This window comes from Anaerococcus ihuae (genome assembly GCF_928368155.1).
Classification (GTDB): Bacteria; Bacillota; Clostridia; order Tissierellales; family Peptoniphilaceae; genus Anaerococcus; species Anaerococcus ihuae.
Window position 1 is genome coordinate 135,035 of the sequence record NZ_CAKMRU010000002.1, and the last position, 15,999, is coordinate 151,033.

The 15,999-nt window shown below is 30.7% G+C and carries 15 protein-coding genes; all 15 read left to right on the plus strand.

What is annotated here, in order from left to right:
- Position 1 precedes the first annotated feature (1 nt).
- Positions 2-841: a ParB/RepB/Spo0J family partition protein gene (locus L6653_RS05935; protein ID WP_236785945.1), complete on the plus strand. Its 840-nt coding sequence runs from the start codon at positions 2-4 to the stop codon at positions 839-841.
- Positions 828-1,433, plus strand: coding sequence for a cyclodeaminase/cyclohydrolase family protein (locus L6653_RS05940; RefSeq protein ID WP_236785946.1), 606 nt, complete (start codon positions 828-830; stop codon positions 1,431-1,433). Before L6653_RS05935 ends, L6653_RS05940 begins: the two co-directional genes overlap by 14 nt.
- Entirely contained in the window at positions 1,421-1,891 is a 471-nt protein-coding gene (locus L6653_RS05945) for a DUF4446 family protein (protein WP_236785947.1), read from the plus strand. The genes L6653_RS05940 and L6653_RS05945 overlap by 13 nt, the downstream gene beginning before the upstream one ends.
- Before the next feature lie 65 nt (positions 1,892-1,956).
- Entirely contained in the window at positions 1,957-2,943 is a 987-nt protein-coding gene (gene pta / locus L6653_RS05950; protein ID WP_236785948.1) for a phosphate acetyltransferase, read from the plus strand.
- Between the two features lie 96 nt (positions 2,944-3,039).
- The gene (locus L6653_RS05955) at positions 3,040-4,434 is read left to right on the plus strand and encodes a DUF1538 domain-containing protein (protein WP_236785949.1); all 1,395 of its coding nucleotides are present in this window, start codon (positions 3,040-3,042) and stop codon (positions 4,432-4,434) included.
- A complete protein-coding gene (locus L6653_RS05960) occupies positions 4,434-5,030 on the plus strand; it encodes a P-II family nitrogen regulator (protein ID WP_236785950.1) in 597 nt (198 codons plus the stop codon). Before L6653_RS05955 ends, L6653_RS05960 begins: the two co-directional genes overlap by 1 nt.
- 36 nt (positions 5,031-5,066) lie before the next feature.
- Positions 5,067-5,375 carry a thioredoxin family protein gene (locus tag L6653_RS05965; RefSeq protein WP_236785951.1) on the plus strand — a complete coding sequence of 103 codons (309 nt, stop codon included), beginning with the start codon at positions 5,067-5,069 and terminating at the stop codon, positions 5,373-5,375.
- Entirely contained in the window at positions 5,375-6,226 is an 852-nt protein-coding gene (locus L6653_RS05970; RefSeq protein WP_236785952.1) for an NAD(P)/FAD-dependent oxidoreductase, read from the plus strand. Before L6653_RS05965 ends, L6653_RS05970 begins: the two co-directional genes overlap by 1 nt.
- Positions 6,227-6,465: 239 nt before the next feature.
- Positions 6,466-6,936: a MarR family winged helix-turn-helix transcriptional regulator gene (locus L6653_RS05975; RefSeq protein WP_058991232.1), complete on the plus strand. Its 471-nt coding sequence runs from the start codon at positions 6,466-6,468 to the stop codon at positions 6,934-6,936.
- Positions 6,937-9,024: an ATP-dependent zinc metalloprotease FtsH gene (gene ftsH / locus L6653_RS05980; protein WP_236785953.1), complete on the plus strand. Its 2,088-nt coding sequence runs from the start codon at positions 6,937-6,939 to the stop codon at positions 9,022-9,024.
- 42 nt (positions 9,025-9,066) lie between these two features.
- A complete protein-coding gene (locus tag L6653_RS05985) occupies positions 9,067-9,375 on the plus strand; it encodes a hypothetical protein (RefSeq protein ID WP_236785954.1) in 309 nt (102 codons plus the stop codon).
- 314 nt (positions 9,376-9,689) lie between these two features.
- On the plus strand, positions 9,690-10,691 hold the full coding sequence (gene sppA, locus L6653_RS05990; protein ID WP_236785955.1) for a signal peptide peptidase SppA: 1,002 nt from the start codon (positions 9,690-9,692) through the stop codon (positions 10,689-10,691).
- 8 nt (positions 10,692-10,699) lie between these two features.
- Positions 10,700-11,194 (plus strand): RDD family protein, encoded by a 495-nt coding sequence (locus tag L6653_RS05995; RefSeq protein ID WP_236785956.1) that lies wholly within the window; start codon positions 10,700-10,702, stop codon positions 11,192-11,194.
- 492 nt (positions 11,195-11,686) lie between these two features.
- On the plus strand, positions 11,687-14,215 hold the full coding sequence (locus L6653_RS06000) for a ribonucleoside-diphosphate reductase subunit alpha (RefSeq protein ID WP_236785957.1): 2,529 nt from the start codon (positions 11,687-11,689) through the stop codon (positions 14,213-14,215).
- Between the two features lie 639 nt (positions 14,216-14,854).
- The gene (locus tag L6653_RS06005; protein WP_236785958.1) at positions 14,855-15,913 is read left to right on the plus strand and encodes a ribonucleotide-diphosphate reductase subunit beta; all 1,059 of its coding nucleotides are present in this window, start codon (positions 14,855-14,857) and stop codon (positions 15,911-15,913) included.
- Positions 15,914-15,999 lie beyond the last annotated feature (86 nt).

A 15,999-nucleotide genomic window follows, 5' to 3' on the forward strand; every position in this document is an offset into this window, starting at 1 on the left:
TATGACAAATAAATCTTTGGGAAGGGGACTTGGATCTCTTATTCCAGAAAACAATAAAAAAAACAAGACCATAGTTAGAATTCCTATGGAAAAAATTTATCCTAGAGAAGATCAACCAAGAAAAAATTTCGATGACAAATCTCTTGAAGGTTTAAGTCAATCTATCGAAAAATATGGTTTGTTAAATCCTATAGTTCTTAGAAAAAATGGGATAAGATATGAAATAATTGCGGGTGAACGTAGGTTTAGAGCAAGCAAATTATTGGGACTTAAAGAAATTGAAGCTATAATAAAAAATGTTGATAATAAGGATATAGATATTCTTTCAATAGTAGAAAATGTTCAAAGAGAAGACTTATCTGGTCTTGAAGAAGCTAACGCTTACAATGAACTTTCAAAAAATTATGGTATGACCCAAGATGAGATAGCAAAAACTGTAGGAAAGTCTAGATCTTATATAGGAAATACCCTAAGGCTTTTAAAACTTGATGAAAATTCAAAAAAAGAACTTGAAGATGGAAATATCTCACCTTCCCAAGCAAGAACTCTTCTTTCTATCAAAGATGAAGATGAAAGAAAAAAAAGTCTTAATGATTTCAAAAATAAAAAAACTAATATAAGAAAAGTAGAAAAAATTTCTGCAAATAAAAAAACAAAAACTGATAAAGAAGATAAGTTAGATAGGATTTTATTTGAAGATTTTGAGGAGAAATTTATTGACCTTTTAAATTCAAAAGTTGAAATTAAAAAAAATAAGGGAAATTACAAGGTGAGTATAGATTGCGTTTCTATTGATGATATAGAAAATTTGTATTGGAGAATAAAAAATGGAAAAGAATAAAATGGTTAATTTTTCTGTGGATGAGCTTATTGATAACACCAGAAAAAAAACAGCCAATCCTGGAGGAGGAGCGGTAACAAGTCTTGTAGGAAATCTAGGTTTAAATTTAATTTTAATGATGGCAAAAAAAGATTATGGTGATGAAAGATTAAACAAAAAATCACAAAAACTTGAGAAAAAATTTAAAAAATATGCCGATGAATTAAAAGATTTGATGCAAGAAGATATTGATAAGGTAAATGTTTTGATTAAAGCCTATAAGGATGATCATATTAATGACTATGACAAGTATATAATTGATGCAAACAAGGCTCCAAAAAGAACAATCGAGCTTATGATTATTGTTTTGCAAGATTGTGATTTTATTTTAAAACATGGTAATATCGCTGCAATCAGTGATGGGGAAATAGGTCTTAGGCTTGTAAAAGAAGCAATCCATTCTTCCTTTATTAATCTTATTATGAACGAAGAATGTATTAGTGATAAAAACCATAAAAAAACAAATTACAAATCTATTATAAATTTCTGTGATAAATTGTATAAGGATAATATGAAAATCATCAAAGAGAGGGAAAAGAAATGGGACAAATAATAGCTATAGTAGTCTTGTTTATTTTGGTTATACTAGAATATTCTATGATTAAGGCCAATAATAACAAATTAAAAAGACAAAAAAGAAGGTATGACCACTTACTTAGGGGTAAAGATCCTGATATAAATTTAGAAGAATTAATTTTGCAATTAAATGATCAAATAGAAGAATCAAATAGAGAAATTAAATCTCTTGACCAAAGGTCTTCTGATACAAAAAACTCTACAATGGGAGCTGTTAGCAAGATGGCTGTTGTCCATTATGATGCCTTTGATAGCCAAAGAGGAAGAAATTCTTTTTCTCTAACACTTTTGGATTCTTACCACAATGGAATAATTTTAACAAATCTTTATTCTCAAGATGGATCTAACACCTACCTTAAAGAAATAACAAATGGTGAAAGTGAAATTGAACTTTCTGATAGAGAAAAAGAATGTTTAAAAAAAGCAAAATTATAGAAGATAAATTAATTAATTAGGGTATAATATATATGCTAATATCGATTTATGATTAGGAGGTAATTATGGCACACGATGGAGTTATGGAGCTTGCTACTGAAAATATTAGGGGTAAAAATCGCAGAATAGTATTTCCAGAAGGCAATGACTCAAGAGTCCTAAGAGCAGCTATTAGACATCATAATGATGGACTTATAGTTCCAATACTTTTGGGAGATAAAGAAGAAATTCAAAAAGTAGCAGATGATGAAGGGGTTAAATTAGGTGATATTCAAATAATAAACCCAAGAGAAAGCGAACTTCTTGATGAATTAGTTGATAAATACGTTGAACTTAGAAAAGGTAAAAACACCAGAGAAGATGGTGAATATATACTAAAGAAAGATAATAACTACTTCGGTACAATGTTAGTTCAAACAGGAAAAGCAGACGGAATGGTTTCAGGAGCATCAAATCCTACTGGTGATACAGTAAGACCAGCCCTACAACTTATTAAAACAAGAAAAGGTGTAAATAGGGTTTCTGGAGTTATGATTATGCTAGGACCTAACGGAGAAAAATTATTATTTGCAGATACAGCAATAAATATTACTCTTCAATCAAATGAACTTGCAGAAGTGGCAGTAGAAGCAGCAAAAACTGCTGAAGAATTTGGAATTGATCCAATAGTTGCTATGCTATCATTCTCAACAAAAGGATCTGCAAAACATGAACTTGCAAGAAAAGTAGAAGAAGCTACAAAGCTTGCAAAAGAAATGGACCCAGACCTTCAAGTTGATGGAGAAATGCAATTTGATGCTGCAATTTCACCACAAGTTGCAAGAAAGAAAATTCCTAATTCAGATGTAGCAGGAAGAGCAAAAGTATTTATTTTCCCAGACCTACAAGCTGCAAATATTGGATATAAAATTGGACAAAGACTTGGTGGCTATGAAGCTTTAGGCCCAATACTACAAGGATTAAACAAACCAGTAAATGACCTTTCAAGAGGATGTAACGAAGAAGACGTATATAAACTTACAATTTTAACTGCTAACCAAGTTAGAGATTAATAAAATCAAGCAAAAGAGACAGTCTGATGATTGGCTCTTTTGTTATACCAAAAATTTAGTTGTTAAATATACAAACAATAAAAAACAATAAAAGAGGTGGTATATATATTTAAGGAAGAAATAAAGCAAAATTCAAAGGCGGTTTTGCCTATAGCTGTTTTGGTTTTAATTTTAAATTTATTTAGACCTGTTGACAATAAATTAATTATAAAATTTTTATTTGGCTGTGCAGGGGTTATACTTGGTTTATCTATATTTTTAATGGGAGTAGATCTTTCAATTTCAAAAATTGGATCTTATATGGGGGATTTTATAGCAAAATCTGAAAATATAATTAAGGTTGTACTTTTTGGAATTTTTATAGGATTTGTAATTTCTATAGCTGAGCCTGACCTTTTGATTTTGGCAAACCAAGTAACAAGTGTCCTTGGAATAAAATCTTTTCTGATTGTAGCAATAATTTCAATTGGAGTAGGTATTATGATTGCTCTTGGACTTTATAGGATTTTTAAGGAAATAAAATTATCAACTTTGATGATAGGAATTTATGGAATTATTTTTATTCTTATGTTTATTTCAAACGATTTGGGCCATGCAATTGCATTTGATTCATCAGGAGCAACAACAGGGGCCATGACAACTCCGTTTATTATTGCCCTAGGTCTTGGAGTAAGTAAATTAAAGGGAGAGACCAAGGGGGAAGAGAACTCTTTTGGTCTAGTAGGAATAGCATCTGCAGGACCAATTCTTGCAGGACTTATTATGTCTATGTCAATTGACTCTACAAATATTTTGTTAGAAGAAGCAGCCCACCAGTCGGCTCTAATGTCAGGATTAAAGTCCTCAACTTTTGCAATTTTACCCATAAGTATAGTATTTTTTGTTATGGACAAGCTAGTTTTTAAAATTAAAAATAAAAAGACTTTAAATTTGGGCCTTATTTACACTTATCTAGGTTTGATTATGTTTTTAACAAGTGTTGAAGGTGGATTTATGGAGCTTGCAAGGGTTATGGGAGAAAATTATTCTGACTTTAAATTTGTCCCAGTAATTGGATTTATTTTGGGACTTTTAGTTGTTTTGGCAGAACCTGCAGTTTTTGTATTATCTGAACAAGTCGAAGAAGTTACAGGAGGATCAATCCATAAGTCATCAATTATGAAGGCCCTATCAATTGGAGTAGCCTTTGCTGTAATGCTTGCTATGCTTAGGATAAAAATTGATGGATTTAAATTGTGGATGGTAATAGTACCAGGATTTTTGCTTGCCCTAATTTTATCAAGAAATGTTACTCAACTTTTTGTAGGTATAGCCTTTGACTCAGGAGGAGTTGCATCAGGACCAATGACAGCTACCTTTATTTTAGGATTTTGTCAGGGAGTTGCTGGAAATATTTCTGATGGATTTGGAGTTATAGCCTTTGTTGCTCTAATGCCAGTAATTACTATAATGATAATGGGTTCTTTTTATAAGGAGGCTATTGAAGGATAATGAAATATTTAAGAATAATAACACCAAGATCTAATGGATCAAAAATTATGAAACAATTGAGTGAAAATGGAGCTAAATCCATAAATTGTCTTTTGGCAGAAGGATCAGCCAATGACCATATACTTGAAGTTTTGGGAATTGAAAAGCAAAAAAAAGAAATAGTTTCAGCCCTAGTTAACGATAATTTAATAGATGATTTGTTGGATTTTTTGAAAGATAAATTTGATAAAAAAAATACGTCAATAATGTTTACAACACCGGTAGATTATAAAGGAGAAGTTAATATGGAATATGAGGCTTTGTATGTCATAGTTGATAAGGCTAATGCGGACAAGGTAATAGAAATTTCCCAAAAAGAAGGGGCAAAAGGAGCAACTGTTGTTCACGGAAGAGGATCTGGAATTCAAAAAAAATCAGTCTTTTTAAATATGACAATTGAACCTGAAAAAGACATTGTCCTTATGCTTATAAAAAAAGAAATATCTGAAAGGATAAAATCAGCAATTTATGAGGCTATGAACTTGGATGAAAATTCAAAGGGAATCATGTTTTCTCTCCCAGTTTCAGACGTTCGTGGACTTGTTGACCAAAATTAAGACGGTATAATTATTAACATATAAATGGAGGATATTATGAAAGAAATAAATACAAGTGAATTTGATACACACGTTTTAGAAAATGAAGGAATAGTTTTAGTAGACTTTTCAGCAACTTGGTGCGGACCATGCAAAATGCAAAAACCAGTTTTAGAAGAGATGGAAAGTGAAGTTGATTTTGATATATATTCAGTTGATGTAGACGAAAGTCCAGAGCTTGCAGGCAGATATAATGTAAATGCAGTTCCATCTATGATGCTTTTTAAAGGTGGAGTTTTAAAAAATACCCTAGTAGGTTTTCAAGCAAAAGAAGTTATACTTTCTGAAGTAGAAAAACTTAAATAATGGACTACGATATAATTATAGTTGGATTTGGACCTGCAGGAATTTCTGCAAGTCTTAATGCCAGTATAAGAGGAAAAAAAGTTTTAATAATAGGAAAAAAATCCAAGGCTTTGGAAAAAAGTCCATCAATAAAAAATTATTTGGGTTTTAATGATATAAAAGGATCTGATTTATACAAAAATTTTACCGATCATATAAAAAACTATCCTGTTGAAATTTTGGATAAGAAAATAAAGGCTGTTTATGCTATGGGAGAGTATTTTTCAGTTGATTTGGGAGAAAAAATGCTAAGATCAAAATCTTGCATAATAGCAGCAGGAGTTGACATGGGAAAATCTATTGAAGGAGAAGATAAATTTTTTTCCAAGGGAATTTCTTATTGTGCAACCTGCGATGCTAGCCTTTATAAAGGAAAAAAAGTTGTCTTAGTTGGAATGAATGATGAAGCAATCGAAGAAGCTAATTTCATTAATAAAATGGCAAGTCAAACTATTTTTGTAAATCCAAATAAAAAAGATGTAAAACTTGATGAAGGTATAGAAATAATAAACAAAAAACCAGAAAAATTTACAGGAAAGTTAAAGGCAGAAAGTTTAATTTTGGAAGACGGGCAAGAATTAAAGGCTGATGGATTTTTTATAATAAAAAACTCATCAAAACCAGAAAGTCTTGTTCCATCAATAGAAATTGAAGATGGACACATAAAAGTAAATTATGATATGAGTACAAATATAAAGGGACTTTTTGCTTGTGGAGATATTACGGGAAGGCCATATCAAATTAACAAGGCAGCCGGCCAAGGACAAATTGCAGGATTAAATGCAGCAAGTTTTATTAGCAAAAACAAATAAATGTTTCACGTGAAACAAAAAATGTCATACCGTTTGGTATGGCATTAATTTTTTGAAATTAAAATTTTATCAAATAATTTGAAAAGATAATTTGCAAAGAACACAATTAATACATAATTAAAATTAATTATCAAAAACATTCTTTCTTTTTACTTGAAAATTATCATATTATATGTAGAATAATATTTAAGTAGATTTTTCTATTTAGATTACAGTCTATAAATTGTAAGGAGGTTTATATGACAAAAAGACACATAGATTTTTTTGAATTTAATAACTCTATTTTTTCTATGATTAGAGAAATATCACATAAGATAGATTTGCTTTTACAAGAAACAGCTCAAGAGTTGGGTGTAACAACCCTTCAACTTAAGATGATTATGACCTTGTCAGCAGCTGATGAATCAGTTTCTATAGGAAATCTTGGTAAGTCAATTGGAGTAAATGGCGGAAATATTTCTAATATATGTAAAAAATTGGAAAAACAAGGATTTGTTGATAGAAATAGATCGGATGAAGACGAGAGGGTTGTTAATGTAAAATTAACAGAAAAAGGCTTTGATGCTGCTGAAAAAGTAAGCAAATATTTCGATAAAATTAAGCCAGAAGTTGAAGAAAAATCCATTAATTCTAATTTAAAAACTATAATTAATGAACTAGATTCACTTGATAATTTATTAGATGATTATATTGTTAGGAGTGGTTTATAGATGCCATCAATAAAAAAAGGCAAAAGACCTCTGGTCTATTACTGGATTATTGCCATAGTAGCCTTTTTGGTTATACAACAAGTATTACAACCAATTAGGGCAGAAGGAAAACCAAAGGAAATAACTTATTCACAGTTTGTTTCAATGATAGACAATGGGCAAGTTAGAGAGGTAACAAAAGACGATTACAATTATACTTTTACAGCTGTAGTTGATGGTGACAAACAAAATTTCATTACAGGTTTGTGGCCAGATACAGACCTTACTGAAAGACTTCTTGAGGCTAGCAAAAAGCACAAAAATCTAACCTTTACTAAAGAAGTTGAAACAAAGATGAGCCCATGGCTTACTTTATTTGTAACAAGTATTTTGCCTTTGTTATTTTTGCTTTTGATTTTTTACATGGCTAACAGGTCCCTATCAAAGACTATGGGAGGCCGTGGAGGCGGAGACTTTATGAATTTTGGCAAGTCAAATGCCAAAATTTATATGGAAAACAAAACCGGAAAGACTTTTGCTGATGTTGCAGGTCAAGAAGAAGCAAAAGATAGTTTAAATGAGGTTGTAGACTTTTTACATGGACCTCAAAAATATAAGGAAATTGGTGCAGTTTTACCAAAGGGAGTTTTACTTGTAGGACCTCCAGGAACAGGAAAAACTTTACTTGCAAAAGCGGTAGCCGGTGAAGCTAATGTTCCATTTTTCTCAATTTCAGGTTCTGAATTTGTAGAAATGTTTGTAGGAATGGGAGCAAGCAAGGTCCGTGATCTTTTCAAACAAGCAAAGGAGAAGGCTCCTTGTATAGTATTTATTGATGAGATAGATGCAATTGGTAAAAAACGTGATGTTTCTGGATATTCTGGAAATGATGAACGTGAACAAACCTTAAACCAATTGTTAAACGAAATGGATGGATTTGATGCTACAGAGGGAGTAGTATTATTATCTGCAACCAACAGACCAGAAATCCTAGATCCAGCTCTTACAAGGCCTGGACGTTTTGATAGAAGGGTTCAAGTAGAACTACCAGATTTAAAGGGACGTGAAGATATACTAAAAGTTCATGCCAAAAAAATTAAGCGTGAAGATGAAATTGATTATGAAGAAATAGCAAAAAGAACGGCAGGAACTTCTGGTGCTGACCTTGCAAATATTGTAAACGAAGGAGCTCTTCGTGCTGTTAGGGAAGGACGTAAAAAACTAACTCAAACAGACCTCGAAGAATCAATCGAAACAGTAATAGCGGGTGCACAAAAGAAAAATGCAGTTATTTCAGATGATCAAAAGAAAATTATTGCTTATCACGAGGTAGGACATGCTCTTGTTGCAGCAATTCAAACACAAAAAACCCCAGTAACCAAAATCACAATAGTTCCAAGAACTGGTGGGGCTTTGGGTTATACAATGACTGTCGATAAGGACGAGAAATTTATCATGACTAAACAAGAATTGTTTGATGAAATTGTGACCTTGGCAGGAGGAAGAAGTTCAGAAGAATTAATTTTTAATGCCAAAACTACTGGAGCAAGCAATGATATAGAAAAAGCCACAGCCATAGCAAGAAATATGGTAACAATCTATGGTATGGATGATGACTTTGACTTTATGCAACTTGAACAAATCCAAGGAAGATATCTTGGAGGTCAAAGATCAATGATAGTTTCAAGCGGAACTGGAGATAAGATTGACGAAAAAGTTGGACAAATTATTCCAAAAGCCCACATGAGAGCCATAGAAATTCTTAAAGATAATCTTGAAAAACTTCACGAAATTTCAGATTTCCTTTTAAAAGAAGAAACAATTACAGGCGAACAATTTATGGAAATATTAAATAAGAAACCTGTAGAAATCGAAGAAAATACTAAAGAAGAACCTTCAAATGAAAATACATTAGAAGAAAAAGTAATCAAAGATGATATAAAAACATCAGATGACAAAAAAGAAAATTCTAGCGAAATTTCAAATGAAGATTTGAAAAAGGAATTAGAAGAAACTTTGAAAGAAAATGAAGAAAAATCTTCAGATAAAGATTTAGATGATACAATAGCCCTAGGCTCAAGTGAACAATCAAATCAAGAAGATGAATAATAAAAGAGCCTAATTGGCTCTTTTTATAATTGGGAGTTTTATATGATTGAATTTTTTAGAAATTTATACCAAAATTATAGGATGGTATTTTTGATTTTGGAAGTTTTTGTGGTGCTTTTGATTACTTTGGTTTTTCAAGTTGTTATTATTGAAAAATTTACAAATTTTAAGAAAAACCAACCTTATTTATCAAATTTAGTATGGGTTTTTATTCCAATTTTACTTGTAATTTTGATTAATCATTTTATTATTGGAAAAGTTTCTAAGAGTTTTTTTTGGGTATTTATAGCTCTTATACTTATGAATTTGAATGAAACGAGAAAAAATCTAGGTATTAAAAATAAGAAATAAAAATATAAAAATTTAAAGCAAGAGATTTTTTAAATTAAGTAAAATTAATTTTTAAAATCTCTTGTTTTTTTAAAAAAAATTTATACAAAAAATGGATTTTCACCTTCCCATTTAAGCTTTTTGGTAAAAATCCTTTATGTAAATAGCCTCAATTAAGAGACTATACAAAAACAATTTCTCTAGTGTTAACGATAATTGTCTTGCTTTTTCATTGTACTCAATTGTTAAAAAAAAGCAAAACTTATTTTTCCCTTGAATCTTTAAATTTAAAATAATATAGTATGAATATAAATATATTTATCAAAGGAGTTAATATGAAAAAAAATAATGGCAAAAGATGGATAGCAGTTGCTATAGCCTTACTTTTGTTTGTAGCGTCAACTCTTGTATCAAATAAGAGTGAAAAAATAGAAAATAAACAAGCTGATAAATTGAAAAATGAATATTTAAATCAATTTAATCCATTTTCTGCGACTGCAAATAAAAATGTTTTGGAAGAAGGGGACAAGAAAAATAAGATTGCCGTTCTTTCTTATGAGGGAGCAATTGGAGATGGTGATGTTTATGATTCTTTTATGGAACAACTTGATGATATATATGAGGATGATTCTGTAAAAGGGGTTATTATGCAAGTAAATTCTCCAGGTGGAGCTGTTTATAATTCTGAGCAAATTGCAAATAAGATAAAAGAAATTCAAAGTGAGAAAAAAATCCCTGTATTTACAGTTATGAAAACCATGGCAGCAAGCGGTGGATATTATATTTCTGCACCAACTGATAAAATTTACGCTTCAAATGAAACTCTTACAGGTTCAATTGGTGTAATTATGTCATCAAGATCTTTCCAAGGTTTGTTTGAAAAATATGGAATTAAAGAACAAAATATCACAACAGGAAAGATGAAAGACGCAGGCTCTATTGGAAAAGATATGACAGATGAGCAAAAAAAATATTTCCAAGAACTTATAAATTCTTCTTTTGATAGGTTTATTAAAGTTGTTTCTCAAGGAAGGTCTATGAAAGAAGACGAAGTCAAAAAACTTGCTGATGGTAGGGTTTATGATGGGGCTCAAGCAAAAAACAATGGACTTGTAGATAAAATTGGAAATCTTGATAATGCAATTGAAGATATGAAAAAAGATTATAAATTAGATAATCCTGAAGTTTTTGAGTATGAAGGATATGATTATCCATTTACAAAATTCTTTTCAAAGGCTCAAAATATTGTGGATAAGAACTCATCATCTGATCTTGCAATTTTAAAAGAATTAATGGAAAAAGATTCTCCGTTACCAATGTATTATTATGGAAAATAGGTGAGATTATGGAAAATATGGAAGTAATTGAAAATAACTCTTTGAACAATCAAAAAACAATATCCATACCCAAATTTGCCTATGCTGGTTTTTTCCTAAGACTTGTAGCCTTTGCTATAGACTCTATAGTTGCTTATTCATTTTCAAATATAGTTATAAATATTTTTCAAATAAAAACGGATTTAACAATTATGAATATAGAAATAAATCCTTTGATTGAAACTGGGATTTGTTTATTATATTTTTTCATCCTAACTTATTTGAATAATGGCCAAACTTTAGGGAAAATGGCTGTAGGAATTAGGGTTATTTCTTTAAAAGATGAAAGATTATCATTTTTTGACTGTTTGGTAAGGGAAATTTTTGCAAGATATATTCAAAATTTTATAAAAATTTTGTATTTGATTGTAGGATTTAGTCCAAACAAGCAATCTTTGGCAGATATGTTGGTTGATACTGTAGTTATAAAAGATGATGTTGTAGATTATCTTTTTGAAAATTAAATAAAAATATAAAGATATATTTTAGACTGTTGACAAACTAAATTTTCACCCATTTCGAGCGAACGTAGTGAGTCGAGAAATCTCATGAGATCTCTCCATGCGTTCGTTTCACTCTCACTAAAACACCTTTGCTTTGCAAACTTCTTCGTGCTTTCGCACTTAGTTTTAGGGATTATTGTGCCAAATTAAGGCACAATAATATAGTCGAGATGGGTTTTAGCGTGATTTTATTTTTTAATTATTAATGAATTACTAAACTGAATTTGTCTACATTCTGAAATATAAAGATATATTTTGAATTTTCAAGATATATCTTTTTTTGTGGAAATTTTTTGGAAATATTTTTTAAAATATTATTATATTTTCAAAAATTATAAGTGTTTTATACTTTTTAAAATTTCTATATTATGGTATGATTGTTAGGTAGAAATTTTGGAGTAACCACTATATATAGTGGATTAGATATAAAAATAACAATATTTAGGGGTGAATATGGAAGTTAAAAAAAGAGACGGGAAAATTGTTGACTTTGAAAGAGAGAAGATTAATCGTGCAATCTTTAAATCTTTTAGGTCTGTGGATTCTCTTATTAGTGATGAAAATTTGGATAAAATTTCTCTTAATATAGAAAACACAATCAAGGAAAGATATCCCAAAGATCATGTAGTTACTGTTGAAGAAATTCAAGATTTGGTTGAGCTTGAGCTTATTGAAAATAACTATTATAAAGAAGTCAAATCCTACATTCTTTATAGGGCAAAACACAATATGGATAGGAAAGTCCTAACTGATTTTGAAGCTTTTATTGATGATGAATATACTCTTTCTATAATCAAAGATATTAATGATGAGTATGACAACCAAAGATATCCTATCGAGTCTTTGTATTTAAAATTTGAATCTTTTACCAAGAAAAATATGACCAAGGAAGCCTTGTTAAACGCCCTTATCAAGGCCGCAAGTGAGCTTACAAGCAAGGAAGCTCCTGATTGGGAATTTATTGCTGCAAGGTTTATGATTCATTTGATTAATTTGAAAATTAGCCTTAGCGAAGAAAAATATGGGATTGTTGATTTTAGGTCAAAAGTTCAATACCTAACTTCAGCCGGTCTTTACGGAAAATATATTTTAGAATCCTACACAAATAAGGACTTGGAAGAGTTGGGAGCCTATTTAAAAGAAGAGAGGAATAAATTATTTACCTATTCAGGTTTGGACTTGGTTGCAAAAAGATATTTGATTAAAACTTTTGAGGGCGAATATATTGAAAGCGTCCAAGAAATGTTTATGGGAATTTCAATGCACCTTGCCATTGGCGAAAAAGATCAGGTTTCTTTTGCAAAAAAATTATATGATATTTTATCACAACTAAAAGCAACTATGGCAACTCCAACAATGACTAATGCGAGAAAGCCTTTCAACCAACTTTCCTCATGTTTTATAGACACAGTTCCAGATACTTTAAAAGGAATCTACCGTTCAATTACAAACTTCGCCCAAGTTTCTAAACACGGCGGTGGAATGGGACTTTATTTTGGAAAAGTTAGGGCTCAAGGTTCTGATATTAGAGGAATAAAAAACGTAGCAGGTGGAGTTATAAGATGGATAAAACTTGCAAATGACACTGCAGTTGCCGTTGATCAACTTGGAGTTAGACAGGGGGCTGTAGCTTGTTATTTGGATATTTGGCACAAGGATATACCAGAATTTTTATCTCTAAGAACAAACAATGGTGATGACAGGATGAAGGCTCACGATATTTTTCCAGCAGTATGTGTGCCAGATCTTTTCTGGAAAGAATGTAGGGACAATATTGGTGGAGATTGGTATATGTTTGATCCTCATGAAGTTTTGGTAAAATATGGCAAATCAATCGAAGACACTTATGGGGAAGAATTTGAAGAATTTTACCATAAGCTTGTAAATGACAAGGAAATTTCAAAAAGAGTTATTGCAATAAAAGATTTGATTAGACTTTTGATAAAATCATGGACAGAAACAGGAACACCTTTTGTATTTAATAGAGATGCAGTAAACAGGGCAAATCCAAATAAACACAAGGGAATTATCTATTCATCAAATCTTTGTACAGAAATCGCCCAAAACATGAGCCCATCTGAAACAGTTAGCGAAGAGATTAAAACTGTTGATGGGGAAACTGTAATTGTAAATACAACCAAACCTGGAGATTTTGTAGAATGTAATCTCGCAAGTCTTACACTTGGAAACATTGATGTCAACGACAAAGAAGAATTAGAAGAAGTAGTTTCTACAATAGTAAGGGCTCTTGATAATGTAATAGATTTAAATTATTACCCAACTCCTTATGCAAAAGTAACCAACAAAAAATACAGGGCAATCGGTCTTGGAACAAGTGGTTACCATCATATGTTGGTAAAAAATGATATAAAATGGTCAGAAGAAGAGGCTCATCTTGATTTTGTTGACAAGATTTATGAAGATATAAATTATTTTGCAATCAAGGCATCAAATGAGATTGCCAAGGAAAAGGGATCATATTCTTGTTTTGAGGGAAGTGATTGGGATAATGGAGATTATTTCAAACAAAGAGGATATGAAAGCGAAAGATGGGAAAAATTAAAAGAAGATGTTCACCAAAATGGACTTAGAAATGGATATTTATTGGCAGTAGCTCCAACAGGATCAACCTCAATAATTTCAGGAACATCAGCAGGAGTTGACCCAATAATGAACAAATATTTCCTAGAAGAAAAAAAGGGAGCAATAGTACCAAGAGTTGCCCCAGGACTAAACACAAAAACCTTCTGGCTTTACGAAAACGCCTACAATATTGATCAAAATATTTCTATGAGAGCATGTGGAGTAAGACAAAGACACATAGACCAAGCCCAATCAGTAAATGTTTATATAACAACAGAATACACAATGAGACAAATTTTAAATATTTACCTAACAGCATGGGAAGCTGGAGTAAAATCCCTATATTATGTAAGAGGAAAATCTCTTGAAGTTGAAGATTGTGATTCATGTGCGTCATAAATTTATTTTTAAGTAAATATAATTCAAACTTAATTATTAGAATTTAGATAAACCCTCAAGCACGAATATAGGACTCCAAAAATTGTTGATTTCTAAATTTAAAAATCCTAAAATCGCAAACTCGCTTACGCGATGACAGATAAATAGCTTAAAATTGTGCCAGTGGCACGATTTTAATATTTATCCCTCGGAATAAAACGAAGAATTAAAATCTAATTGAATTTAATTTATTTAAAAAAATATCATTGCTTTAAATTTTAGAGTGCGATTTTATACGGATTTTTGAATTTGAAATCAAGTCAATTTTTTCCGTATGATATTCTTAGCATGAGGATTTATCACTTTTATAAAAATTTTGAAAGAAGCGAAGCTTCTACAAATTTAGCCCGCGCAGCGGTCGTTTGCAGGGGGTGAAAAGTGGGGTTGTTAGGGGAGGAAAAGGGGAGAATTCGAAACTCCCCATTTCCTCCGCCCTAACTTAACGAAGTATTGTATTAATTTAGATAAAATATTTAGCTAAGAAAAATTATGTTTTAATTCTTTAAAGTTAAAAGCATTAGTTCAATATTCAAAATAGGGTATAAAAGTAAAAATGTTAGTTTTAAAAAAATTATTTCCCATAAGATAGGAGGCAATAACATGGAAAAAAAATATAAGGAAGAAGTTTCTAAAAGAGGAATTTTTAATGAAGATGGGGATATTGATCTTTCTAAAAGAAGAATTATCAATGGAAATACAACCAACCTTAATGATTTTAACAATGTAAAATATACATGGACAAGCGATTGGTATCGCCAAGCTATGAATAACTTTTGGATTCCTGAAGAAATTAATTTAAACCAAGATATTAAAGATTATAGAAATTTATCCAAGGCTGAGAAAAAGGCTTATGATAGGATTTTGTCATTTTTGACTTATCTTGATTCAATTCAAACTGCAAATTTGCCAAATCTTCAAACCTATATAACAGCAAATGAGATAAATCTTTGCCTTGCTATTCAAACCTACCAAGAGGCAATCCACTCCCAATCATATTCCTACATACTTGATACAATTTGCTCTCCTGATGAGAGAACTAGAATTTTGTATTTGTGGAAGGAAGATGATCATCTTTTAAAAAGAAATAAATTTATCGGCGACCAATACAATGAATTTATCAAAGATGATAGCGAATTTAATTTGATGAGAGTTTTGATTGCAAATTATATACTTGAAGGAATTTATTTCTATTCAGGCTTTTCATTTTTCTACAATCTTGGAAGAAATGGAAAAATGCCAGGAACTGTACAAGAAATCAGATATATCAACAGGGATGAAAACACCCACTTGTGGCTATTTAGGTCAATGATAAATGATTTGAAAGAAGAAAGACCAGATTTATTTACTGACGAATTAAAAAAATTCTACTTATCACTATTAAAAGAAGGAGTAGAACAAGAAATTGCCTGGGGAAAATATGCTATTGGAGATGAAATCCAAGGATTAAATTCACAAATGATTGAAGATTATATAAAATATTTGGGAAATTTAAGGGCAAAAGGCCTAGGACTTGGAAAAATTTATGAAGGATATGAAGACGAACCTCAATCAATGAAATGGGTAAGCGAATATTCAGATCCAAACCAAGTAAAAACAGATTTCTTTGAAGGAAAAGTTTCAGCATATTCAAAATCTTCAGTTATTGAGGATGACTTATAAAATAAATTTTATAAACTGTTGTAGAATAGATATTTCTATTTTACAGCAGTTTTTTATTTGCAAAAAATCTAAGAAAATCAGATTTT